Raw genomic sequence first — 21,639 nt, forward strand, 5'->3', positions numbered from 1 at the left:
AAGGTTCGTAGGCTTTTACTCTGTTTCATCCCCGCGGCAGCGGTGGCAGATTCCGTGAAAAGTCAATCTATGATCTTTAATTTTAAATTTCCAATCACGTTCAATCACTTCTTCAACGTCTTCAAGCAGATCTTCTTCAATTTCATCGACGGCTCCGCACTCCATGCACACCAAATGGTGATGAAAGTGAGCCGCGCCTTCTTTGCGAAGGTCGTAGCGGGATACGCCGTCCCCGAAGTTAATTTTATCAACGACTTTTAATTCTGTTAATAATTCTAATGTACGGTATACTGTAGCGAGACCAATTTCAGGAGATTTCTCTTTTACGAGGAGGTATACATCTTCTGCGCTTAAATGGTCTTCTTCGTTTTCAAGCAGCACTCTTACCGTTGCTTCCCGCTGTGGCGTAAGCTTGTAGCTTGACGAGTGCAGCTGCTTTTTAATTCGATCAATACGGTTTTCCATGTCTTTCCCTCCTACGCCGCATTCCATGACTCATTATAACAAAATACGCGCAGAGTTCCAACTATAATTATTATAAACTGATAAATAAAAGTATTATTTTGTGATAATCATTCTAAAATATGCGTGATGACAGCTTTTCCATAAACAGCGGAGACACGTACGCCTCGAGCAGCGAGGCGATGACCGAGAAGAAAACGATGAGAATCAGCACGAAGGCGTAGCGTCCGAACCATTGGATCGGCGCGTCATGAAGGCTGCGTTTGACAAACAGCTGCCGGATCAGTTTCAGTGAAAAAGCGATGGAGCATGTCCCCATGATAAGATACGCCGGAATGAGAACGATGTTTTGCGGCAGAACCGAAATAAATGACAGGAAAAACCCGTTCATCCCCATTTGATTCACTAAAAAACCGACCGTGAAGCCGACCACGATTCCTTTTAAGAACACCATAATGAAAATAACCGGAAGACCGATCACGGAAATACCGAGAATCCACATCAGCCCCAAATATTTCACATCATGAAAGACGGCCTGCCAAAACATTTCTGAAGCGCCGGCATGTTTTCCGTCAGACAGCTGTCCGAAAAACTTGCTTAAATAGTAATACAAATCTTCTTTCTGCGTGATGGTCATGCTGTTGACGATAATCGCCCCGAAAATGACCCCCATTAAAAACAAGACGAACACAAATATATAAAGTGACAGATGATCCTTTACATGGCGAAAAAACAGTTCTTTGTACGATTGTTTTCTCATACCGCTTTCCTCCCGCTAATCTATTGACTTGATTTAGTAGATTGTATGAAAGAAAAGAGAAAACATGACAGAGAAATCATAGAAAGGCGCGAGATTCGGGCATAAAAAAAGAACCCCCGTCATCACTCCGGTGATCATAGGGGCTCCTTTTTTTATGCTTTATTCTTTCGAGCCTGTCTTTTTTGGTTTTCGTCACTCTTTCATGGGTGCTGAAAGACGGCGCCGTCCCCCTTGACAGGACTGCGTCACGCATCCCGTTTCTTTTGAGATGCTCCCGCATTTTTTTCGTTTTGCTCTTCGCCATGTGCCAATCGCTCCTTTTTCCCTTTTCTTTATCATAACAAAAAAATCCGGATGTGTTCATGAATACGGCTCATGTTTCGACCGGTAAGCGCGCAGAGACGTTTTGGCAGATGAATAGCTCCCCATTGCGGCGTATCCGTAAAAAAAACCCATAAAAATCCCCGCATACACGTGTTCATGATGACCGAAAACGATAGACACAACATTTCCGGCAGCAAGGGCAATCGTGGGAACGAATATGCCCGGAACCCGGCAGAACACTTTGATCAGCTGTGTGACACATAAGACGACCGGCACGCCGATCACAGCATCCCAAATATTTGTATGGATCAGCGGAAAATAATCCACATCGACACCTCTTTATTCCGTCTTTTGCTATCTGTTAGCCTGCCTAAGAATTCCGCTTCCTATTCATGATAAAAAAACAGCACCGGCACATGTCCGGTACTGTAAGAGTTGTTTATTTCCCTGCCGCGGCCCGTTCTACGGCTGCTGATACGGCTTGATGCACGTCCGCATCCAAAGGCTGAGGCACGAGATCGCCGTGTTTCGTGCAAGAGGCGATGGCTTCTGCGGCCGCCACAAGCATTTCATGGTCGATTTTCTTGCTTTTGGCGTTCAGCGCGCCGCGGAAAATCCCCGGGAAGCCGAGAACATTATTGACCGAACGGCCGTCAGCTGCATAAGCGGCTCCGGCTTGTAATGCCTCTTCCGGTTCAATCTCCGGCTTCGGATTAGATAAAGCCAGAATGACGTGTCCTTTTCTGACATCCTCTTTTTTAATGAGACCCGGAACTCCTGTGGTGCTGATCACAATGTCACACGTGTCCATTAATTCTTTGATGCTTCCAAGCGGCTGACCTCCGTACTGAGCGAGGCGGTTCATTGCGTCTTCTGACTTGTCCGTTCCGCAGACCGCTTTGACTCCGTATGCCATAAACATGCGGCAGATGGCGACGCCTGCCGCGCCGAGACCGATCTGACCGACCTTCGCTTCTTTTAAATCAAGACCGGCGCTTTTACAAGCGGAAATGGCGGCGGCGAGCGTGACGACCGCCGTGCCGTGCTGGTCATCGTGCATAACCGGAATGTCCAGTTCTTCTTTCAGGCGGTCTTCAATGTCAAAGCAGTGGGGCGAACCGATATCTTCAAGCAGAATTCCGCTGAACCCCGGAGAAATATGTTTTACCGTGCGAATGATTTCTTCCGGATCAGAGGTATCGAGCAAAATCGGAATTCCGCTGATACCCGCCAGCTGGTCAAAAAGCGCGGCTTTCCCTTCCATTACGGGCATTCCGGCGACAGAGCCGATATTGCCGAGGCCGAGAATCGCCGTTCCGTCGGTGACAATGGCGACAGAATTGCTGATTGTCGTATAGATGGACGCTTTTTCAGGCTCGTTTTCAATCAGTCTGCACACATCGGCGACACCCGGCGTATAAACACGCCCAAGCTCAGCCAGTGTCCGGATCGGCATTTTGCTTTTCATCTGAATTTTGCCGCCTTCATGAGCAGAGAGCACTTCATCTGAGACTGTATGAAGCCGGATGCCTTCACCGAGAGCTTCAATGGCTTGAATGATTTCCTGCAGCTGCTCTTCATTTTCGGCCTGCACCGTGATGTTGCGCATTGTGTAGTTCGGGCCGACTTTAACAGTTTCAACTTCCCCGATATCTCCGCCCATCACTCCAATGGCGGTTGCCACTTTTCCGAGATTTCCGGGAACAGTCGGCGTTTCAATCATTAACGTCCGAATCATATGCTTTGTAATCATGAAATGAACCTCCTAACCCAATTTTTGAGATTGCAAGGATTTTTCTTTCGTGTACCAAATGAATTTCCCCGTGTATCCGTACAATATTGCCAGTCCGATAGATACAAAACTGAGCCACATGAACGGCAGATAAGAAAATGTGGATACGCCGAGAATGCCGGCCATATAGATGCCGTTATCAGACCACGGCACCATCCCTGAAGTAAGCGTGCCGCCCACCTCTGCGTTCCGGGATAAAACTCTTCTGTCAAGTTTCAGTTTATCATAACTGTTCTCCATGATTTTCGGCGTCAGAATCAATGACACGTACATCGCACAGCCGAAAATGTTTCCTAAAAGGGCGACGATCAATGTCGAAAGCGTTACATTTCCCGGTGTGGTCAGCTTTTTCTCAAAAGTTGAGACAATCACTTTTAATACGCCGAGCTTCTCAAGAATTCCTCCAAAACCGAGACCGAACAGGATAACGACTAACGTATCCAGCATACCGGTAATGCCTCCGCGGTTTAACAGGCCGTTTAAAAATTCGACGTCCGTTTTAATAGAAAAACCATTATAAGCAGTCGCGATGGCACTGGCAAAATTCATTCCCTGAAAGACGGAAGCCCAGATTGCGCCAAGCAAAGCACCGATGATAATAACGGGCATAGACGGCTTTTTCAAAATCAGAAGGACAACGACGACAACAGCCGGAATGAGCATCCATATATGAATGTCAAACGTTTTCTGCAATGAAGATTTTAAAAATTCCACTTTGCCGAGATCAATATTTTTTCCGCCGTATATAAATCCCGTTACGGTAAACAGAATGGCCGTAATAATATAGGACGGAATTGACAGATACATCATCGCTCTGACGTGTGACAGCACATCCACCTTAGAAAGCGTGGAGGCAAGCACCGTACTGTCAGACAGCGGTGAAAGCTTGTCTCCGAAGTAAGCGCCGGACAAAACGGCTCCCGCTACGATCGGAAGCGGTATACCCATTCCCTCTCCGATGGCAATCATGGCGATCCCTGCGGTTCCCACGGTTCCCCACGACGTTCCGGTCGCAACGGACATAACGGAACAAATAACCAGTGTGGCCAGAAGGAAAATATGAGGATTAATAAACTCTAAACCATAATAAATTAACGTCGGCACAACGCCGCCGGCAATCCATGTCCCGATGAGCGCACCGACCGAAACGAGAATCAATACCGCTTCAAGACCGTTTGATATCCCGGTGACAATCGAAGCCTGCAAGTCTTTATATGAATATCCCAGCCTGACTCCGAGAATAATAGCGAAAAACCAGGATATTAATAGAGCTAGCTGGATCGGCAGGTCTAAAAACACTGTGAACGATAAGACAAGTGCTAAAAACCCGAATAATAAGATAATAATTTCCAATAAATTTGGCAATCTGGCCTCTTTCACAAGAAAATCCCCCTAGAAGAAAAAAGCTAAAACGCTTTCATCAAATGATATAACAAATTATACTATACTGCCTCATCCCTTTGTATGGCAACCGCCTATTCACTAAAAAACGTGAAAAGGCGGCTGTTGTTGCTTTAAAATTTATTTTTCTAATAGATCTTTTCCGGCAATCCCCGGTTTTGTCATTTCATATGGATTCAAAATGATATCCAATTCTTCTTCTGTCAGTACATCATTTTGAAGGCAAAGATCTCTTACAGATTGCCCCGTCATGATTGCTTCACGGGCAATTCGCGCAGCCGCTTCATACCCGAGGTGCGGATTGACCGCTGTAATGACGCCGACGCTTTTTTCCACGTATTGCTTCAGACGTTTTTCGTTGGCTTCAATTCCCGCCAGACAATGATCGGTAAATGAACGGAACCCGTTATTCATGATGCTGATGGATTGAAGCAGGTTAAATACGAGTACTGGCTCCATTACGTTAAGCTCCAGCTGGCCCGCTTCTGAAGCGAGGCAGATCGTATTGTCATTCCCGATGACCTGGAAGGCGATTTGGTTGATCAGCTCTGCCATTACAGGGTTGACTTTCCCAGGCATAATGGATGATCCCGGCTGACGGGCGGGCAGTGAAATTTCCGCAAGTCCCGCGCGCGGACCTGAAGCCATTAAGCGCAGATCGTTGGCGATTTTCGACATGTTCATCATGCATACTTTCAACGCGGCTGAAACTTCCGTATACGCATCAGTGTTTTGTGTGGCGTCAACCAAATGGCCGGCGCCGACAAGCGGCAGTCCGCTGATGTCAGCCAGGTGCTTCACAACCTGTTCTATGTAGCGCGGATCGGCGTTAAGTCCCGTACCTACGGCCGTTGCCCCCATGTTTACTTCATACAGATGCTGGCGGGATTGTTTAATTCGCTTTATGTCACGCTCAAGCACGCGGCTGTATGCTTCAAATTCCTGTCCGAGACGGATCGGCACAGCGTCCTGAAGGTGTGTGCGCCCCATTTTAATGACAGAATCAAATTGTTTCGCTTTATCTTTAAAGACACTGAGCATATGCGCCATCGTATCAAGGAGCTTATCCAAAAGTTTCAAGGTTGAAATATGGATTGCCGTCGGAAACACGTCGTTCGTCGATTGTGACATGTTGACGTGTGTGTTCGGGCTGAGGTGAATGTATTCACCTTTTTTATGGCCCATGATTTCAAGAGCCCTGTTGCCGATTACTTCGTTGGCATTCATGTTCATGGACGTTCCGGCTCCCCCTTGGATCGGATCGACGATAAATTGGTCATGCCATTTTCCCTCAAGGATTTCATCTGCGGCCTGTACAATCGCATTTCCGATTCCTTCATACAGCCGTTTTACATCCATGTTGGCAAGCGCCGCCGCTTTTTTGACGATGGCGAGCGCATTAATCATTTCTTCGTGGATGCGGTAGCCGGTAATCGGAAAGTTTTCTTTCGCGCGCAGCGTTTGTATTCCGTAATACACATCAGCTTCAATTTGTTTTTCTCCGAGGAAATCTTTTTCCTGACGATATTCTTTTTGCGCGTTTGTCATGCTAAAACCCTACTTTCTCTTTGTGGTAGTCATGTTTTTACAGTACAACGTCGTCTGCGATCGGTGTCTCCATAATGTTTTTGACTTCAGCCAAGTTGTGAGACTGGCCGAGCGCCCACATTAATTTCGGCACGATGGCTTCCGTGTTCATATTTCTGGAGCGGATAATGAGATCTTGATTAACTCTTCGGCCGACTTCATAGACGCTCATGTCCTCTCCTTCTTCAAGACATTGTGTCGTAATGACGACGACAATGCCGCTTTCAATCATTTCATTGACTTTGGCGAGAATGTCTCTTCCTTCAAACGGCACGCCGCCGCTGCCGTAGCTTTCAATGACGATTCCTTTGTACATGCCCTTTAATGCATCAAACATTTCCGGTTTCAGCCCAGGGTGTAGCTTGAGCAGGCACACGTCCGTGCAAAGTGAAGTATTGACCGTAAAAGCATCGTCTTTTGGGATGTGCACTTGTTTGTTGTATTCAATTCCGTTTTCGGTAATAAACGCGATATACGGATAGTTAATGCTCTCAAATGCATCATAGCTTTTCGTTCTTAATTTAATGGCGCGTGTGCCTTGAATGACTCTGCCGTCAAATACGACGTATACGCCGCCCACCCCTTCACATGCGAAGCGGATCGCGTCCGTGATATTTTTTTTGGCATCGGTTTTTTGAAATGTAATCGGGATTTGCGAACCCGTAATGACGATCGGTTTATCAGCATGCTGAAGCATATAAGACAGTGCCGCTGATGTATAGGCCATTGTGTCTGTTCCGTGCGTAATGACGAACCCGTCATATGCGTCATATTTTTCTTTGACAGCATTTGCGATTTCGGCCCAGTATTCAGGCTGCATATTTGTGCTGTCGATGTTCATTAACGAATGGGTTTCCATCGTGTAATCGTTATCAAGTTTTGATACGTAGGTTAACAATTCGTCTGCTTTCACCCCGGGTGCAAGCCCGTTTTCTCCTTCGACTGAGGCGATTGTTCCTCCGGTTGTTAACAGCAATAATTTTTTCATACCCTGCACCTCTTCATCCATTTCTCAAGATGTGTTAAGCATTCGCTTTTCGCATACTTTTAATCAAATTATAGACAGACGAATGAAATTAATCAAGTGATTATTATTCAATTCGCGTACACTTTTGCATATCGATATGATATAATTTGCTCAAGTGAAAAGGAGCGGTTTTGAATATGAATTTAGATCGTTTAACTGAACTGAGAAAAAAGAAAAATTGGTCTCTTCAATATACGGCTGACCGTCTCGGCATCGCCAAAAGCACGTACGCCGGGTATGAATCAGGATACCGGCGTCCGTCATTCGAGGCGCTGGGCACGCTTGCCGATCTGTTTGACACGACGTGCGACGATTTACTCGGGCGCACTGAAAAAAAGGCGGAGCCGTTTGCCCAGACCATCGAATTAACAAACGCCGCACAAGGCCGCGGCACACTGACCGTTGACGGACAGCCGCTGAATCAGGATGAAATCATCGAATTGATTGCGTTTGTCCGCACGAAAAAGAAGGTGCAGGAGGAGCTCCGCTAAAAACCGGCTTTTACGGCTTGATTCTGCCGTACGTCCCTCCGCCCCCGGCCTCAAGGACAAGCTGCCCGGTGCGCGCTTTATGAATGACAGCCGCTATTTTAGGCTGGACGACACGCGCCAATTCCTCTTCTTGCGCCTGATGAAGAATCGCCATCTCCGTCCCGAAAGCCCGCTTCAGTTTTTCTAACGTTTTCGGCCCGACCCCGGGAATGAACTGCAACGGGATTTGATGAATATACGGCGGCCGCGGCACGCGGCTTTTTTTCGGGCCGCTCAGTTCCTCCAGCCGTTCACTGACCCCTTTTGTCATTGTTTTCCCCCCGCACTCCGGACATGCGGAAGCTCCTTTTTCAACCGGGCTGCCGCAGCGGTCGCAAGCCGTCCGGTAATACTTCCCGAGCTTCGGGTTCAGCCCGTAATTCGCCGTGATTTTTCTTCCGTCCTTCCCTTTTAAAGCCAGCGAAAATTCCGTGAAATTCGCTTCTTTAAGAAGCATTTCATTATATTCTCTGCCGATTTTTCCTAAGGAATGCGCATCAGAATTTGTTAAAAATGTATACGGATCAAGTTCTGTTACCCGCGAAGCCATGTCGGTGTCACAGCTTAACCCGAGTTCCGCCGCGTCAATGAGCGACGGGTCGAAAACTTCTGTCAAAGAAGATCTGACCCCTTTTCCGTACAGGCTTTTATGCGGGGTGAACATATGGGCGGGAATAAACAGGCCGCCCAATTCCTTTGTTTTCCTTTGAAGATTCAAACCGGTTTCATAAATGCGCTGGGAACTGAGATGGATATTTTTAAGCCTTTTTGCAAGCCACTCAGAAAACATCTTCATTTCGGCAAGAGACGGCATAAAGACGAGAACGTGAATCGGCCCGCGGCATGTGTGATCATAGATTTCAAGCTCACTGCCCAACAGAAGCGTCGTATTCCGATACCGGATGCCGCCTTCTTTCAGCCCACGGTATCCGCCTTCTTCAATTCCGCGCTCGATTTCTTCTATGACTTCCGGGGAATGGCAGTCGATGATGCCCAATAGTTCAATTCCCTTCCCCTCACTGGCTTCTTCTAAAATCCGGTGCAGCGTCAACGTTTTGGCCCCGGTGATTTTGACCGGTTTTCCCGTATAGGTGCGGCCGATATGAATATGCAGATCCGCATAGATGGTTTTCATCATTTTTCCTTCAGCGCTTCTTTCAGCTGGAGATACTGAATCGCGTAAGCCGTTTTTGCGTCATACACCCTGCGGGATTCAATCAGCTTCACGGCCTCTTCAAGCGTGACCTGCATGACTTCGACAAATTCATCCTCATCCAGCTCTCGTTTTTCTTCCAGCGGCGAAAGCCCTTCCGCAAGAAAGAGATGCACGATTTCATCAGCAAACCCGGGTGATGTATAAAAAGCGGTGATTTTCGTCAAGGTTTCCGCCGTATATCCCGTTTCTTCCTCGAGCTCTCTTAACGCCGTATGTTCCGGCTCTTCCCCCTTTTCAAGCTTCCCGGCCGGAATTTCAACGATTGTCCGTTCCAGCGGCTTTCTGAACTGGTTCACCAAAATGATTTTTCCTTCCTCGGTCACCGCAAGTACGGCCACCGCTCCCGGATGTTTGACGATTTCCCGCTTGCTTGTTTTTCCGTTCGGGAGCTCTACGTCCTCTAAGTAAAGATCTATGACTTTCCCGTCATACAGCTTTTTTTTCGCAAGTGTTTTTTCTTCTAAATGTTTCATCATGTCATCTCCCGTTCTGTCTCTCTATTATGCCTCATATATTTTATCATACATGCATGAGAGGGAGGTGCTTTTCGATTGAAGGTGTACCGGAAGGATAAGAGTATCGTATTGGTCGGAAAGGCGTGGGAAGTGCGGGCTAAACTGAAAGAATACGGACGGACATTCCGCTATGTCGGAGATTGGATCACCGGGCCTTAACAGTTGAAAACTTCGCGCCTTTATATTACGGTCAATAAAAGACTATAAAAAGGAGCGAAACGATGAGAAAACGCACACTGGGACATTCTGATTTAGAAATAAGCGAAATCGGGCTCGGCTGTATGTCGCTGGGCACGGATAAAGCTAAAGCGCTGTCTATTTTGGATGAAGCGATCGAGCTTGGAATCAATTATTTAGATACCGCTGATCTTTATGATTTCGGCAGAAATGAGGAAATTGTCGGGGAGGCCGTCAAAAACCGCAGGCACGACATCATTTTAGCCACGAAAGCCGGAAACCGCTGGAATGATGATAAAGACGGCTGGCATTGGGACGCTTCCAAGGGCTACATAAAAGAAGCGGTCAAAAACAGCCTGCGCCGGCTGAAAACGGACTATATCGACCTTTATCAGCTGCACGGCGGCACGATGGAAGACCATATTGACGAAACGATCGAAGCATTTGAGGACTTAAAACAGGAAGGTGTCATCCGGTATTACGGCATTTCCTCGATTCGTCCGAATGTTATTAAAGAATATGTGAAAAAATCAAATATCACCAGCGTTATGATGCAATACAGCCTGCTGGACCGGCGTCCCGAGGAGTGGCTTCCCCTTTTAGAGGAGAACGGAATCAGCGTAGTCGCAAGAGGGCCTGTCGCTAAAGGGCTTCTTACGGAAAAACCGCTTGATCAAGCGGCCGCAAGCGTAAAAGAGAACGGCTATTTAACATATTCTTTTGCAGAACTGGCAGAAACCAAAAAAGCGATCAGCGCTGCCGCACCTGACTTGAGCATGACGGAGCTTTCTCTTCAATACTTGCTGTCACAGCCGGCCGTCGCTTCTGTCATCACCGGAGCCAGCTCACTTGAGCAGCTGAGAGAAAACTGTTCGGCTGCAGAGGCCCGGCGTTTAAGCAGCCAGGAAATCAAAGCCCTGCAATACCATACAAAACGGGACGTATACGAAGCCCATCGTTCTTAAATAATAAAACCGGCACCTTTTCAGATGCCGGTTTATTTATATTTGTGCCAATCGAGACTGCTTTCATTCAGCAGCTCTTCAAAGCTTTTATGTTTTTCTTTTTCTTTTCGTTTTCTGATTTGTTCCGCCTTTTGCTGCGCCTGTTTTTTCTCGTCTTCTTCCTTCAGCTCACTTTTCATTTGCAAAAGCCTGGCCTTCAGATCTTCCTCCAGATCGTCTTTTAAGCTGTGTTTTTCTTTAGGCAGCTGCTTTTTCATCATTACGCCCCCCGTATCTGAATATGGTGAAGCAAGTGTACCACGGAGCGCCGGAGGCCGGCAACGTTCACGGTCCTGAATAGCCGGAGGAAGGATTTTTCATATGAAAGGAGGGTGCCTGTGTGAAAAAATGGCTGGCGGTGTTCGGTTCGGCTTGCGCAGTCTTTTTGGCTGCCGGATTCGCTTTTACGAATCTGATTATGTTTATGAAGAAAAAGACGGATGAAGATATCATGAAAAAAGAAACGGCGGACGGGCATGATAGATTTGATTCCTTTCAGGCCATGGAAAAAGAAGAGGCCGTCATCCTGTCACGCCACGGGTATGAGATCAAAGGCTTTTACATCGCCCCGCATCATACGGCAAACACCATGATTATTTGTCACGGCGTTACCGTAAATTCGTTCAATTCATTGAAATACATGGATTTATTTTTAGATTTAGGCTGGAATGTGCTCGTATATGACCACCGCAGGCACGGAAAAAGCGGCGGCAGAACGACGAGCTACGGCTATATTGAAAAAGATGATTTGGAAGAAGCCGTGAATTGGGTGAGACACAAAACCGGAGACGGCGGTCAAATCGGCATCCACGGGGAATCGATGGGGGCGGTGACGGCCTTATTATACGCGGGCGGGCATCAGGATGAAAACGGCGCTGATTTTTATATTGCGGACTGTCCGTTCGCAAGCTTTCGCGATCAGCTCGCCTACAGGCTGAAACGGGAGTTCCGGCTGCCTCCGTGGCCGCTTCTGCCTTTGGCTGATTTCTTTTTGCGGATGAGAGAAGGCTACCGTATCCGTGATGTATCTCCTCTATCGGTTATCAGCCGCATCCGGCAGCCCGTGCTGTTTATTCACAGTAAGGAAGATGATTATATACCCTCCGCTTGTTCCGAATTGCTGCACCGCAAAAAAAGCGGCCCTAAGATGCTCTATCTGGCCGAATCGGGCGGGCATGCCATGTCGTACACCAAAAATCCGGAGAGCTACCGTAAAGCCGTTCAAACCTTTTTAGATACCATGACGCAAACGTAAAAAAGCGAAAGAACGTATGCTGGTTCTTTCGCTTTCCCGTCATAAAACGTCGGTAATCCCGTCCATATTTTCTCCGATCCAGTCAATGGCGAGGTCGATTGTCGTAAACTCCTGCGCTTTGAAGGTCATCTCATCCTGAAGCAGCCAGACATCCTTCTGAACGGATTCAGCGCCTCCGATGGACCAGTGCAGCAGACTGTACGGGTGGTTGTTGTTCAGAAAGGATACCCACGTTTTATGCTGTGCCGTCTGTTTAATGGCTTTCAGCTTTTGATTCACTTTCCGTTTCTCCCTGCTTTACTAATATGCTCATTCTCGGGCTCAGCATCTCTGCCGGGCTTTTTAAGACGAGCGTTTTTGCCTTTTCATTGTAATCGATTGTCATTTCCTCGTCAAAAAACACTTTTTGTGAGGTCTGGATGTAAAGCGGAAGTCCGTTGGTTTCAATGGCTTCGCATTGTCCCGTTAATTCGTCCGCCAGCCAGATGGTCGGCACGCCGCTCACCGCGCACCCGCAGCCTTCTGCGTCATAGCGGAGCTGCGCTTTTTTCCCCGGGTTGGCGTCCATTGCCTGCTGAAGTGTGTGTTTCGCCGCATCCGTCACATGTATTTGCATAGATGATCCTCCGTTTTTCATTTTCGCCATTGTAGCATACCGAGCCGCTGTATGCATTGTTTCTGCTTTCTTTACAGCAGCCCGCTCTCCCAGACCTTTGCCTCTTGTTCAGCCGCCTTGATCCAGTCATTTTTCCCTTCACTATACTTTGCCATATCGTATGGGTACGTCTTAGCGAGGTGCCGTTTCAGTTCCATGTATTGAGCCGCTTTTTCAGGCTTTGCGGTGAGGTAATCCCGGAACAGCAGATGACGCTTCACGTCCGGATGGCCTGTTTCGTATATGTGAACGTGGTGTGTGCGCTTGTTGCCGCCTTTTTGAAAGAAACGCCGGCCCTCTATCCCGTTTTCCCCTTTCGCCTCATAGCCGAGTGCTTCCAGTTGCGGACTGAATCGGTCAGCGTCCGAAATATCTTTAACCTCCGCCAGTATATCGATGACGGGTTTGGCGGCCATCCCTGGGATAGAGGTGCTGCCGATGTGGCTGACAGAATGAAGTGCTGGGCCGAAGATTCGGATCAAGTCCGTCTTCTCTCTTTCAAATATTTCTTTCCATTCCGGCTTGTACGGAACAACTTCCGCTTTCCTCTTCGGATAAAGATGAAAAAACGAGAGGGTCAGCCCTTCCGGCGTCTCTATCTGTCCGGCTTCTGTGAAACCTATTTTTAAATAGAGAGAGACTGCCGGAACGTTTTGGCTGGCGGTAGCCGCCTCTATTTTTTGGGCGTCCCGGTTTTGATTTATCACAAATTGAATAAGCGCCCGTCCGATTCCTTTCCGAAAGCCGGACGGGTGCACCGTCAGCCTGCATATGACAAGGTCATATCCCTTTTTTTCATACGAAATGACGCCTGCAAGCTGATCTTTTTCCTTGAAACCGGCAAACGTCTCCCGTGACCGCTGTATATCATCGGGTGTTTCATGCAGGGCGGGAATGCCGAAAAAGCCGATCAGCTCGGCTTCTTTTTGATAAGCGCAGCGCTGAACCGCCGCAATTTCCCGCGCGGTCTGTTCTTGTGTATGCTGTAAAAATGTAATCAATCTTCCGCCCCTTTTGACGCAAACATCCGCTGAGACTCCGTCTTCGTAATGCGGACCGCGTACGCTTCATACCAGGCGCTTTTTCCTTTTTGTTTTGCCGCCTGGTGGTCAGTATGATCTTTCCACCTTTTAATCGCTTCCAGGCTGTCCCAGTAGGAAACCGTGATGCCGCAGCCGTTTTCCTCCCGAACGCTTTCCGCACCTAAAAAGCCCGGCTGTCCGCCTGCCAAATTCATCATGCGCTCTGCCGTATGTTCATATTCCTCATCATATTTTCCCTTTATTGATGAAAAAATGACCGCATAATAGGGCGGTTTGGGCGTGTCAGCTAAAAAACCCATATTCATCCCCCTCTACATATATTTCACAAACAGAATCCGGTCTTCTCCCGGACCGTCATAATTCGCAAAAACAGGGATTCCGTTTACGGTTTTGGTTCCTTTTTCAGCTTCAAATCCTAATTTTGTATGATAAGCGATTGATACTTTATTGACAGGCGCCGTCACGCAATTGACTTTCGTGCAGCCCCTTTTCTTCACCGTCTCCATAAATCGGTCGTAGAGCTGTTTTCCAATTTGCATTTTTCTGAAATCCGGATGCACACCGGAAAAATGAATGTAGGCTGTCTCAGGGTCTGATTGTGACTGAAAACCGATTAAAAAACCGGTCATTCCCTCCGGCCCGTACGTGATAAAGCTTGTGTCCTGAAAATGTTCAAAAAACAAGCGCGGCAGTTTGTCTTTCATCTGCCTGCCGCCCCACCATTCATTCAAAACAGACGTAACCATTTCATAGTCTTCAGAGGTAATTGTTCGAATATCCATTATCGATTGACTCTCCTTTTCGTCCGGCAAAATGAATGTCAGCTCTTCTCATTGGAATATAAAAAATTATATGTGGGTTGTTTGCAATTGTAAATGATTTCTTTTCAAGCGAACGAATCAGCACGTCTTCCAGCCGGGGAATGATTTACCAGTATAAACGTGATCATTGTTCGGGTACAATGAAAAACAGAACAAATGTTCCCGGAGGTTTTTTTATGGCTGATATTCTTCTTGTAGATATGCAATCGTTTTATGCGTCTGTGGAAAAAGCGGAAGCGCCTCATCTCAAAAGCCGGCCCGTGATTGTCTCGGGAGATCCCGAAAGACGCAGCGGCGTCGTGCTTGCGGCTTGTCCGCTCGCCAAACGATACGGCGTAAAAAATGCCGAACGGCTGTGGGAAGCGCAGGCCAAATGTCCCGACGCCGTTATTGTCCGTCCGCGGATGCAGCGGTATATTGATGTATCCGTCATGATTACCGAACTGTTTGAACGGTATACCGATCTTGTAGAACCCTACTCCATCGATGAGCAGTTTCTCGACGTGACCGGAAGCAGGCGGCTGTTCGGTGATCCTTTTACAATTGCCAAAAGCATTCAGCAAGCGATTATGCGTGAATTCGGAATTTATGCCCGTGTCGGCATCGGGCCGAATAAGGCGCTCGCGAAAATGGCTTGCGACCATTTTGCCAAAAAAAACGCATCCGGCATCCACAGATTGGATATGTCAAATATCAGGCAGGATCTGTGGCCGCTGCCGGTCGGAAAATTATTCGGCATCGGAAAACGGATGGAGCATCATTTAAGACGGATGGGCATCAGCACAATCGGCGGGCTTGCCGGACACCCCGCCGAATTGCTGAAAAAACGCTGGGGCATTAACGGCGAATTGCTTCAGCGGACAGCCCGCGGCATCGATCCCTCTCCGGTCACCGTCAACACGCACAGCCGGCAAAAAGCGATCGGCCATAACATGACCCTCCCGAGAGACTACAGCCGCTTTGAGGATATCAAAGTCGTGCTGCTGGAGTTAAGCGAAGAAGTGGCCCGCCGTGCCCGTTTCAAACAATACATCGGCCATACGGTTTCGGTCAGCATCAGAGGCGCTGATTTTGAATTCCCTTCAGGTTTTCACAGACAGAGAAAGCTGGTGTCTCCGACTAATTTCGGAATGGATATTTTTAAAGCGGCGGTCAAGCTCTTCAAAGAGCATTGGAACGGTGAGCCCGTCCGCAGCGCCGGCGTCTCCCTTTCCCAGCTGGAGCCCTGTGATTATGTTCAGCTGAGCCTGTTCGATGCCCAGGAAAAAAAGATCAGTCTCGGCAAAGTATTGGATGATATTCATGAGCGGTACGGCCCTGCGTCGCTCCTCCATGCCGCTTCACTGACAGAGGCCGGCCAAGCCTTTCACCGGGCTGAAAAAATCGGCGGGCATTACAAATAATTTGAGGTGATATACATGAATCCGAACAAATTAACACCCGGGTATAATGTCATGTGGGAATCAAGCCGGATGATGCTGCCCGAACATCGGGAACAGCTGCTTGCGAAAAAACAAAAAGAACGGGAATTCCGGCCTCCGGAACTGAGCGAAGAGCAACTGAACGACATGAACCGCATCATTGCGGCGTCAATTGAAGAAGACAGGGCCATTTCGGTCACCTACGCTTCAGCACACGGCCCCCGCCGCTTTTGGGGCTGGGTAAAACAAGTGATGCATGACGAAAAGCGTTTAAAAATCATAAACGATGAAGATGCGTTAACGCTGCCTTTTCATCGTATTCTCTCGGCTGAACTGGAATAAAAGCCCAAATCGTCCTGACAGAAAATATGATAGAAGAGTGGGAGGATCACATGATATTTAGTAGAATAAAGATGAATGACAAGAATAGGAGAATATATGATGGATCAATTTATAGAAAAAATGCTGGGACAAGCCCTCCGCCAGTATGGACGGAATGTGTCGACAGATCCGCTGAGCCCCTATGAAAAACAGAGTTTAAAAAAAGCTTTAGAAGAAAGAAGGAATGAAGAACCCGATGAGGATCTCCATGCCCATGTAGAAGATATTATCTACGATTACGTCACCAATCAGGGGCAGTTTTCCTGACACGACGTTTATGCACCGGGCGATAAGGGAAATGTCCGAGAGTAAACCCTTAAAGATTGCGTGGTGCAGGATATGCCTGTCGGGCCTTATTTCAGGATCGGCTATGCCGTTCTTCTGTTATTTCTCATCATTTATCTCGGAACATTAATAGACTTTTTGTTCCAGCCTGTTGTGATTACGGTTAAAACCTTATTTCCGCCCATTGTATTATCGGGCGTCCTTTATTATTTGTGCCGCCCGCTCGTCAGACTGCTGCATGCGAAATTAAAGCTGCCCGAAGGAATCGCGATTTTAGCGATTTATGCGGGAACAGCCGGCCTTTTTGTCCTCTTCCTTTATACGGCGGGCCCTGCCGTTCAAAAACAGTTTACAGCCTTCACAGATCATATTCCGGAGCTTTCCGCAAAAGCTGAAAATTGGATCGGGCATCTCCAGGACAGCAAATGGTTTTCCCGGCTTCAGCATGGGGATTCCTTTAAAAAATTAGCAGACAAAGCCGCAAATTATTCCGGTTCAATCGCTGATTCTCTCAGCAGCCTGGCCGGTACGGCTGCCAATGCCGCCATCACCGCAGCCATTATTCCGTTTGCGCTGTATTACATGTTAAAAGAAGGAAACAAAGCCCCCCGGCGACTGCTGCAGCTTCTTCCGGAAAAACATCAAAAAGAAGGAAAACAAATCCTTCGGGACATGGATGAAGCTCTCAGTTCATACATACAAGGACAGCTGCTCGTCAGTTTCTGTGTCGGCGTTCTCGTCACGATCGGCTATTTTATAATCGGGCTCGATTATCCGCTCGTTCTGGGCGCGTTCGCCATGGTGACAAACCTGATTCCGTTTATCGGGCCTTGGATCGGCACATTTCCCGGAGTCATTGTCGGATTGTTCGATTCACCGACCGAGGCGGTGCTGGTGATTACGGTCGTCGTCATTGTCCAGCAGCTTGAAAGCCAGCTGATTTCCCCGCAAATTATGGGACGGAAGCTGGACATTCACCCGCTGACCATTATTTTTCTTCTGCTTGCCGCCGGCAAATTCTCAGGAATTGCCGGGATGCTTCTGGCCATTCCGGGATATGCGGCCGCAAAAGTGGTCATAAGCCACATGCAGAAACTATTCATTCTCAGAAAAAAAACAAAGCTAGGAGAGAAATGATTCATCCCCCATGTCTTCACATCGGTCAAAATGAAAAAACGGCGGGCTGAAGAAGCCCGCCGCACACGGAGGTAAAAAAGATGAACATCGGTGATGTCATTTTTCAATTGATTTCATTTATTGCAGCCGCATTTTTCCTGTTTGCCGCGATATACGTATTCAGAAGCTTGAACAAGCGCCGCATACAATTGGACAGAATCGAAAAGAAACTCGACGCGCTGCGCGAAGAAAAAAACGAAAAGTTATAGTTCATTCAGAAACAGGAGCAACGAGCTCCACTTTTATCCGATCCGGGTCCTCCGTGTATACGGCGTAATGCGTGCTTCCGCCTGCATATGGATGGCGGTCCCTGTAAAGCACGGGGCATCCTCTGGCAAGCAGCTTTTCTGTCATCTCGTCAACCTGCTCTCTTGATGCAGCATGAAAAGCCAGATGGTTCAGCCCGACCCGGCATCTGTGGTACTCCGGTGTTAAAAAACGCTCCTCTGTCTGTACAAGCACAACATAAAATCCTGCGTTTTTCCAGCTGATGCCGGAGTCCCAATTTTGAAATTCCCTATAACCGAGCTCACCTAAAAACCATCCCCAAAACCGGGCGGAGGCATTCAAGTCAGATACATACAACTCAATATGATGCATCATAATATTCGCTTCCTCCTCCCATCACACCCGCCTTACCAGCACCTCTTCAACTTTATGGCCATCACCTTTTCTCAAAATCAAATCCGATCTGAATTTTGTCGGCAGGATATTTTCATACAGATTCGGACGGTTGACGCTCTCCCAAATGGAGGCGGCCATGGTATCCGCTTCTGCATCAGACAAATCCTTAAATTTATGAAAATAAGAAGCCGGATCCTGAAAAGCGGTTTCTCTTAAGAGGCGGAAACGCTCCAAATACCACGTGAAAATCCGGCTTTCTTCGGCATCCACATAGATCGAAAAATCAAAGAAATCCGATACAAAAATCCGCGGATCTTCCCTGTCGTCCTCTAAGGTCGGCGACTGCAGGACATTGATTCCTTCGATAATAACGATATCCGCACCTTCGACAACCTCGACGGCGCCCTCTTCCCTGTCATAGGTAAGATGGGAATATACGGGCGCCTCCACTCTCTCTTTCCCCGACTTTATATCGTTCAGAAACTCAAGCAGCGCTTTCACGTCGTAGCTTTCCGGGAATCCCTTTCTGGACAGAAGGTTTTTCCTTTTTAATTCCGCCGTCGGATACAAGAAACCGTCGGTTGTCACCAGGCTCACCTTCGGCCTGTCCGGCAGACGGGAAAGAAGCTTTTGCAAAATTCTCGCCGTCGTGCTTTTGCCGACGGCGACGCTGCCCGCGATTCCGATGATAAACGGGATTTTCGCTGAATGCGGATGCTTCAGAAACACATTGACATGCTGATTCCGTCTTGCGGCAGACGTGACATGAAGATGGAGCAGGCGCACAAGCGGAATGTAAATCGTTTCTACTTCTTCCACCGACAGGTAGTCATTCAGCCCCTCTACGGCCTTGGCTTCTTCCTCTGAAACGGCAATGGAAAGATGGCCGCCGAATCCGGCCCACGACTCGCGGCTGTGCTGCGTATACAATGTATGTAAGTTCAATTCTTTACTTTTCACAATTCACACCAATCTCTCTGTATGGCTTTCCGATAAAAAAACAAACGCTTACAAAGATTGTAACGGAAAACCGCTTCACTGTCTGCCCATTTTTTTCACAAATGAGGAACCGATCCGGCTGTACTCTTCCATTTCCTCCTCCGGAACCATGCTTCCGCCGGTGCTCCACACAAGGTGCACGGCATTTTCCATCTCAAGCCCCCGCTCTTTTATATAACGGTTTCCGGCTTCGGTCTGAACGACCTTGACGGCTCCGGCCAGTCCGGCGAGTGCAGAGGGTTCAAGGCTCTTATTCTCGGCCGCCCTTAATTGATAAAGCAGCGAAAAAAGCGTGCCGTCATCGGCGGTATAACAGCCGCTGAGTATAGGTTCCATCAGAGGGCCGGCCAGTCCGGACGGCCTTCCCACCGCGAGTCCGTCGGCGGCCGTTTGATTATCAAGACCGATATCCTGCACGCTGATTCCGTCATGCAAGCCGGAAAACAGTCCTAACAGCATACACGGTGAATGCGTCGGCTCACCGAAAAAAATATGGACATGCTCGCCATAGATCAGCTTTAGCGCAAGCGCGACGCCGCCCGGGCCTCCTCCGACCCCGCATGGCAAATAAACGAAAAGCGGTTCATCTGCATCAGGCTTTATGTTCATTTGATCGAGCTGCTTTTTCACACGGCTTCCCGCAACGGCATACCCCAAAAACAGATCCCGGGAATGTTCATCATCAATAAAATAACAATAAGGGTCCTGCTTCGCCTGCATGCGCCCCTCTTTGACAGCCAGACTGTAGTCTGCTTCATATTCGATGACGCGAACCCCCTTTTCCCGGAGCAGCTCCTTTTTCCACTGCTTTGCGTCACTGGACATATGAACGGTCACACAAAAGCCGAGCTTCGCGCCGATTATGCCGATACTCAGACCTAAATTGCCCGTAGAGCCGACGGCTATAGAGTATTTTGAGAAAAAAGCGGTAAACCGTTCTTCAGTCAATATGCTGTAATCGTCGTCTGCTGAGAGCATTCCCGCTTTTACCGCGAGATCTTCGGCATGCTTCAGCACTTCGTAAATCCCGCCGCGCGCTTTAATGGAACCGGAAATCGGAAGTTCGTCGTCGCATTTCAAAAGCAGACGCCCGGGGAAAGCCTGAGCGGCGCTGTGTTCCAGACGCTTTTTCATTTCATTAACCAAGACAAGCGGAGATTCAATGAGGCCTCCCTCCGCTTCCGTCTCCGGAAAAGCCGACGCGATATAAGGCGCAAACCGGCGCAGCCTTTCTCCCGCTTCGGCAATCTCCTTTTTCCATTCAGCGCCATGCTTTACTGGATCATCGGTTTTATGCGGATTGATCCAAAATACTTCACGCGCCTCCGCCATTTGCCTGACTAGAGGCTCTGCCATCAATGCCTTGTGTATATCCCGGTCGGACATTCCTTTTTCCCCCTTGTTACTTTTTCTTTAATGCGCGGCCGGCCAGTTTTTCTGTAAACGATGGGAAAAGCTGATACAGCTTCGTCCCGAGGCTCATCCATCGCGGAAGATTCATTTCCCGTTTATCCGTCAGAATCACGGATGTAATGCGCTCTGCCACATGGTCGGCATCAAGCATCCATCTGCCGACGCTTTTCACATAACCGCCCTCTTTATCTGCAATTGTAAAGAAGTCTGTTTTGATCGGACCGGGATTAACCGTTGTCACGGCTACACCCGTACCGGCCAGCTCAAGCCGCAGCGCATTGGAATACCCTAACACGGCGTGCTTCGTTGCAGAATAAAGGCTTGATTTCGGCGTCGCCAATTTGCCGGCCTGTGAAGCGATATTGATAATATGGCCGCTTTTCGCATGAAGCATCACAGGAAGACAGGCCTTCGTACAGGCGATTAATCCGAAGACGTTGACTTCAAACATTGCCTTCATATCATCCAAAGATGAATCAGCGGCCGTTTCAAAAATGCCGAAGCCGGCGTTGTTGATTAATACGTCAACATGACCGATCAAACGCCTTACGTTTTCAGCCTCTTCTGCATACCGGACGTCAAACGGAACGACATCACACTGTCCGCCGCGCGCGGTAATCGTCTTTTTCACTTCCTGCAAGCGGTCCTCCCGCCTGGCGGATAAAAAAACATGAGCCCCTTCTGCCGCGCAAGAATATGCAAGCCGTTCTCCGAGTCCGCCTGATGCTCCGGTGATCCAAATCCGCTTATCCGTTAATCTGCTCATTTCCT

General features: G+C 48.3%; 28 protein-coding genes and 1 pseudogene. 9 read left to right on the plus strand and 20 right to left on the minus strand.

Annotation, left to right across the window (positions count from 1 at the left end):
• Positions 1-15: 15 nt before the first annotated feature.
• From fur to NSQ37_RS17945, 8 genes are all read right to left on the minus strand, one after another.
• Entirely contained in the window at positions 16-465 is a 450-nt protein-coding gene (fur, locus tag NSQ37_RS17910; protein WP_003153330.1) for a ferric iron uptake transcriptional regulator, read from the minus strand.
• A 112-nt stretch (positions 466-577) separates the two neighbouring features.
• Complete coding sequence (spoIIM, locus tag NSQ37_RS17915; RefSeq protein WP_007409404.1) at positions 578-1,222, minus strand: stage II sporulation protein M; 645 nt, start codon at positions 1,220-1,222, stop codon at positions 578-580.
• A gap of 76 nt (positions 1,223-1,298) precedes the next feature.
• A complete protein-coding gene (locus tag NSQ37_RS17920; RefSeq protein ID WP_069007656.1) occupies positions 1,299-1,526 on the minus strand; it encodes a hypothetical protein in 228 nt (75 codons plus the stop codon).
• Positions 1,527-1,582: 56 nt separating this feature from the next.
• The gene (locus NSQ37_RS17925; RefSeq protein WP_003153325.1) at positions 1,583-1,873 is read right to left on the minus strand and encodes a hypothetical protein; all 291 of its coding nucleotides are present in this window, start codon (positions 1,871-1,873) and stop codon (positions 1,583-1,585) included.
• 112 nt (positions 1,874-1,985) lie between these two features.
• A complete protein-coding gene (locus NSQ37_RS17930; protein WP_007409402.1) occupies positions 1,986-3,299 on the minus strand; it encodes an NAD-dependent malic enzyme in 1,314 nt (437 codons plus the stop codon).
• A 12-nt stretch (positions 3,300-3,311) separates the two neighbouring features.
• Positions 3,312-4,718, minus strand: coding sequence for a Na+/H+ antiporter NhaC (nhaC, locus tag NSQ37_RS17935; protein WP_032866348.1), 1,407 nt, complete (start codon positions 4,716-4,718; stop codon positions 3,312-3,314).
• Between the two features lie 141 nt (positions 4,719-4,859).
• Positions 4,860-6,287 carry an aspartate ammonia-lyase gene (gene aspA, locus NSQ37_RS17940; protein WP_003153322.1) on the minus strand — a complete coding sequence of 476 codons (1,428 nt, stop codon included), beginning with the start codon at positions 6,285-6,287 and terminating at the stop codon, positions 4,860-4,862.
• A gap of 37 nt (positions 6,288-6,324) precedes the next feature.
• Positions 6,325-7,314, minus strand: coding sequence for a type I asparaginase (locus NSQ37_RS17945; RefSeq protein WP_022553011.1), 990 nt, complete (start codon positions 7,312-7,314; stop codon positions 6,325-6,327).
• Positions 7,315-7,490: 176 nt separating this feature from the next.
• On the opposite strand from NSQ37_RS17945, the gene NSQ37_RS17950 reads away from it, so the two are divergent.
• Positions 7,491-7,844, plus strand: a complete 354-nt coding sequence (locus NSQ37_RS17950) for a helix-turn-helix domain-containing protein (RefSeq protein WP_007409399.1) — start codon at positions 7,491-7,493, stop codon at positions 7,842-7,844.
• 10 nt (positions 7,845-7,854) lie between these two features.
• Here the strand turns inward: NSQ37_RS17950 and NSQ37_RS17955 are convergent, their stop codons facing one another.
• The gene (locus tag NSQ37_RS17955) at positions 7,855-9,018 is read right to left on the minus strand and encodes a TIGR00375 family protein (RefSeq protein ID WP_032866351.1); all 1,164 of its coding nucleotides are present in this window, start codon (positions 9,016-9,018) and stop codon (positions 7,855-7,857) included.
• Positions 9,018-9,572 (minus strand): NUDIX hydrolase, encoded by a 555-nt coding sequence (locus tag NSQ37_RS17960; RefSeq protein WP_003153317.1) that lies wholly within the window; start codon positions 9,570-9,572, stop codon positions 9,018-9,020. Before NSQ37_RS17960 ends, NSQ37_RS17955 begins: the two co-directional genes overlap by 1 nt.
• Before the next feature lie 78 nt (positions 9,573-9,650).
• Here NSQ37_RS17960 and mciZ point away from each other — a divergent pair, with 78 nt between their 5' ends.
• Together mciZ and NSQ37_RS17970 are read left to right on the plus strand one after the other, a co-directional pair.
• Positions 9,651-9,773 (plus strand): Z-ring formation inhibitor MciZ, encoded by a 123-nt coding sequence (gene mciZ / locus NSQ37_RS17965; RefSeq protein ID WP_003153315.1) that lies wholly within the window; start codon positions 9,651-9,653, stop codon positions 9,771-9,773.
• 62 nt (positions 9,774-9,835) lie between these two features.
• On the plus strand, positions 9,836-10,756 hold the full coding sequence (locus NSQ37_RS17970) for an aldo/keto reductase (protein WP_007409397.1): 921 nt from the start codon (positions 9,836-9,838) through the stop codon (positions 10,754-10,756).
• 32 nt (positions 10,757-10,788) lie between these two features.
• Here the strand turns inward: NSQ37_RS17970 and NSQ37_RS17975 are convergent, their stop codons facing one another.
• On the minus strand, positions 10,789-11,013 hold the full coding sequence (locus NSQ37_RS17975; protein WP_007409396.1) for a YqkE family protein: 225 nt from the start codon (positions 11,011-11,013) through the stop codon (positions 10,789-10,791).
• Between the two features lie 122 nt (positions 11,014-11,135).
• Between NSQ37_RS17975 and NSQ37_RS17980 the strand changes: the two genes are divergently transcribed.
• Positions 11,136-12,050, plus strand: coding sequence for an alpha/beta hydrolase (locus NSQ37_RS17980; RefSeq protein ID WP_253612865.1), 915 nt, complete (start codon positions 11,136-11,138; stop codon positions 12,048-12,050).
• Between the two features lie 39 nt (positions 12,051-12,089).
• On the opposite strand, the gene NSQ37_RS17985 is transcribed toward NSQ37_RS17980, so the two are convergent.
• From NSQ37_RS17985 to NSQ37_RS18005, 5 genes and pseudogenes are all read right to left on the minus strand, one after another.
• On the minus strand, positions 12,090-12,329 hold the full coding sequence (locus tag NSQ37_RS17985; RefSeq protein WP_003153307.1) for a DUF2552 family protein: 240 nt from the start codon (positions 12,327-12,329) through the stop codon (positions 12,090-12,092).
• The gene (locus NSQ37_RS17990; protein ID WP_014305346.1) at positions 12,304-12,666 is read right to left on the minus strand and encodes an iron-sulfur cluster biosynthesis family protein; all 363 of its coding nucleotides are present in this window, start codon (positions 12,664-12,666) and stop codon (positions 12,304-12,306) included. The genes NSQ37_RS17985 and NSQ37_RS17990 overlap by 26 nt, the downstream gene beginning before the upstream one ends.
• Before the next feature lie 74 nt (positions 12,667-12,740).
• Positions 12,741-13,706, minus strand: a pseudogene (locus tag NSQ37_RS17995) (GNAT family N-acetyltransferase); the annotation flags it as partial.
• Positions 13,703-14,047, minus strand: coding sequence for an antibiotic biosynthesis monooxygenase family protein (locus tag NSQ37_RS18000; protein WP_007409393.1), 345 nt, complete (start codon positions 14,045-14,047; stop codon positions 13,703-13,705). The gene NSQ37_RS18000 and the pseudogene NSQ37_RS17995, both read right to left, overlap by 4 nt.
• A 12-nt stretch (positions 14,048-14,059) precedes the next feature.
• Positions 14,060-14,530, minus strand: a complete 471-nt coding sequence (locus NSQ37_RS18005) for a GNAT family N-acetyltransferase (RefSeq protein WP_012117908.1) — start codon at positions 14,528-14,530, stop codon at positions 14,060-14,062.
• A gap of 215 nt (positions 14,531-14,745) precedes the next feature.
• Here NSQ37_RS18005 and NSQ37_RS18010 point away from each other — a divergent pair, with 215 nt between their 5' ends.
• The 5 genes from NSQ37_RS18010 to NSQ37_RS18030 all read left to right on the plus strand — a co-directional run bounded on the left by NSQ37_RS18010 (position 14,746) and on the right by NSQ37_RS18030 (position 18,041).
• Positions 14,746-15,972, plus strand: coding sequence for a DNA polymerase IV (locus NSQ37_RS18010; RefSeq protein WP_015240144.1), 1,227 nt, complete (start codon positions 14,746-14,748; stop codon positions 15,970-15,972).
• 15 nt (positions 15,973-15,987) lie between these two features.
• A complete protein-coding gene (locus NSQ37_RS18015; RefSeq protein ID WP_069007650.1) occupies positions 15,988-16,332 on the plus strand; it encodes a YolD-like family protein in 345 nt (114 codons plus the stop codon).
• Positions 16,333-16,431: 99 nt separating this feature from the next.
• Positions 16,432-16,638 carry a YqzH family protein gene (locus NSQ37_RS18020; RefSeq protein WP_003153294.1) on the plus strand — a complete coding sequence of 69 codons (207 nt, stop codon included), beginning with the start codon at positions 16,432-16,434 and terminating at the stop codon, positions 16,636-16,638.
• Positions 16,639-16,710: 72 nt separating this feature from the next.
• Positions 16,711-17,793, plus strand: a complete 1,083-nt coding sequence (locus tag NSQ37_RS18025) for an AI-2E family transporter (RefSeq protein WP_012117912.1) — start codon at positions 16,711-16,713, stop codon at positions 17,791-17,793.
• 80 nt (positions 17,794-17,873) lie between these two features.
• A complete protein-coding gene (locus NSQ37_RS18030; RefSeq protein WP_122504109.1) occupies positions 17,874-18,041 on the plus strand; it encodes a DUF4083 domain-containing protein in 168 nt (55 codons plus the stop codon).
• Position 18,042: 1 nt separating this feature from the next.
• Here the strand turns inward: NSQ37_RS18030 and NSQ37_RS18035 are convergent, their stop codons facing one another.
• From NSQ37_RS18035 to NSQ37_RS18050, 4 genes are all read right to left on the minus strand, one after another.
• The gene (locus NSQ37_RS18035; protein WP_122504133.1) at positions 18,043-18,432 is read right to left on the minus strand and encodes a VOC family protein; all 390 of its coding nucleotides are present in this window, start codon (positions 18,430-18,432) and stop codon (positions 18,043-18,045) included.
• Between the two features lie 24 nt (positions 18,433-18,456).
• The gene (gene coaA, locus NSQ37_RS18040; protein WP_003153290.1) at positions 18,457-19,416 is read right to left on the minus strand and encodes a type I pantothenate kinase; all 960 of its coding nucleotides are present in this window, start codon (positions 19,414-19,416) and stop codon (positions 18,457-18,459) included.
• A 75-nt stretch (positions 19,417-19,491) separates the two neighbouring features.
• The gene (gene dsdA / locus NSQ37_RS18045) at positions 19,492-20,841 is read right to left on the minus strand and encodes a D-serine ammonia-lyase (RefSeq protein WP_059368506.1); all 1,350 of its coding nucleotides are present in this window, start codon (positions 20,839-20,841) and stop codon (positions 19,492-19,494) included.
• Positions 20,842-20,857: 16 nt separating this feature from the next.
• Positions 20,858-21,634, minus strand: coding sequence for an SDR family NAD(P)-dependent oxidoreductase (locus NSQ37_RS18050; protein WP_015240149.1), 777 nt, complete (start codon positions 21,632-21,634; stop codon positions 20,858-20,860).
• Between the last annotated feature and the right edge of the window lie 5 nt (positions 21,635-21,639).

The organism is Bacillus sp. FSL P4-0334 (genome assembly GCF_038004825.1).
Classification (GTDB): domain Bacteria; phylum Bacillota; class Bacilli; order Bacillales; family Bacillaceae; genus Bacillus; species Bacillus velezensis.

Excerpts from the sequence above, each read along its gene's own strand:
- NSQ37_RS18020 (WP_003153294.1), top strand. The coding sequence starts at position 16,432 with ATGGATCAATTTATAGAAAAAATGCTGGGACAAGCCCTCCGCCAGTAT.
- NSQ37_RS17930 (WP_007409402.1), bottom strand. The coding sequence starts at position 3,299 with ATGATTACAAAGCATATGATTCGGACGTTAATGATTGAAACGCCGACT.
- NSQ37_RS18050 (WP_015240149.1), bottom strand. The coding sequence starts at position 21,634 with ATGAGCAGATTAACGGATAAGCGGATTTGGATCACCGGAGCATCAGGC.
- NSQ37_RS18025 (WP_012117912.1), top strand. The coding sequence starts at position 16,711 with ATGCCTGTCGGGCCTTATTTCAGGATCGGCTATGCCGTTCTTCTGTTA.
- NSQ37_RS18005 (WP_012117908.1), bottom strand. The coding sequence starts at position 14,530 with ATGGATATTCGAACAATTACCTCTGAAGACTATGAAATGGTTACGTCT.
- fur (WP_003153330.1), bottom strand. The coding sequence starts at position 465 with ATGGAAAACCGTATTGATCGAATTAAAAAGCAGCTGCACTCGTCAAGC.
- NSQ37_RS17975 (WP_007409396.1), bottom strand. The coding sequence starts at position 11,013 with ATGAAAAAGCAGCTGCCTAAAGAAAAACACAGCTTAAAAGACGATCTG.
- NSQ37_RS17950 (WP_007409399.1), top strand. The coding sequence starts at position 7,491 with ATGAATTTAGATCGTTTAACTGAACTGAGAAAAAAGAAAAATTGGTCT.
- NSQ37_RS17955 (WP_032866351.1), bottom strand. The coding sequence starts at position 9,018 with ATGAAAACCATCTATGCGGATCTGCATATTCATATCGGCCGCACCTAT.
- spoIIM (WP_007409404.1), bottom strand. The coding sequence starts at position 1,222 with ATGAGAAAACAATCGTACAAAGAACTGTTTTTTCGCCATGTAAAGGAT.
- NSQ37_RS17945 (WP_022553011.1), bottom strand. The coding sequence starts at position 7,314 with ATGAAAAAATTATTGCTGTTAACAACCGGAGGAACAATCGCCTCAGTC.
- NSQ37_RS17960 (WP_003153317.1), bottom strand. The coding sequence starts at position 9,572 with ATGAAACATTTAGAAGAAAAAACACTTGCGAAAAAAAAGCTGTATGAC.
- NSQ37_RS18030 (WP_122504109.1), top strand. The coding sequence starts at position 17,874 with ATGAACATCGGTGATGTCATTTTTCAATTGATTTCATTTATTGCAGCC.
- NSQ37_RS18010 (WP_015240144.1), top strand. The coding sequence starts at position 14,746 with ATGGCTGATATTCTTCTTGTAGATATGCAATCGTTTTATGCGTCTGTG.
- NSQ37_RS17990 (WP_014305346.1), bottom strand. The coding sequence starts at position 12,666 with ATGCAAATACATGTGACGGATGCGGCGAAACACACACTTCAGCAGGCA.
- NSQ37_RS18015 (WP_069007650.1), top strand. The coding sequence starts at position 15,988 with ATGAATCCGAACAAATTAACACCCGGGTATAATGTCATGTGGGAATCA.
- NSQ37_RS18000 (WP_007409393.1), bottom strand. The coding sequence starts at position 14,047 with ATGGGTTTTTTAGCTGACACGCCCAAACCGCCCTATTATGCGGTCATT.
- NSQ37_RS18035 (WP_122504133.1), bottom strand. The coding sequence starts at position 18,432 with ATGCATCATATTGAGTTGTATGTATCTGACTTGAATGCCTCCGCCCGG.
- dsdA (WP_059368506.1), bottom strand. The coding sequence starts at position 20,841 with ATGTCCGACCGGGATATACACAAGGCATTGATGGCAGAGCCTCTAGTC.
- NSQ37_RS17970 (WP_007409397.1), top strand. The coding sequence starts at position 9,836 with ATGAGAAAACGCACACTGGGACATTCTGATTTAGAAATAAGCGAAATC.
- aspA (WP_003153322.1), bottom strand. The coding sequence starts at position 6,287 with ATGACAAACGCGCAAAAAGAATATCGTCAGGAAAAAGATTTCCTCGGA.
- NSQ37_RS17920 (WP_069007656.1), bottom strand. The coding sequence starts at position 1,526 with ATGGCGAAGAGCAAAACGAAAAAAATGCGGGAGCATCTCAAAAGAAAC.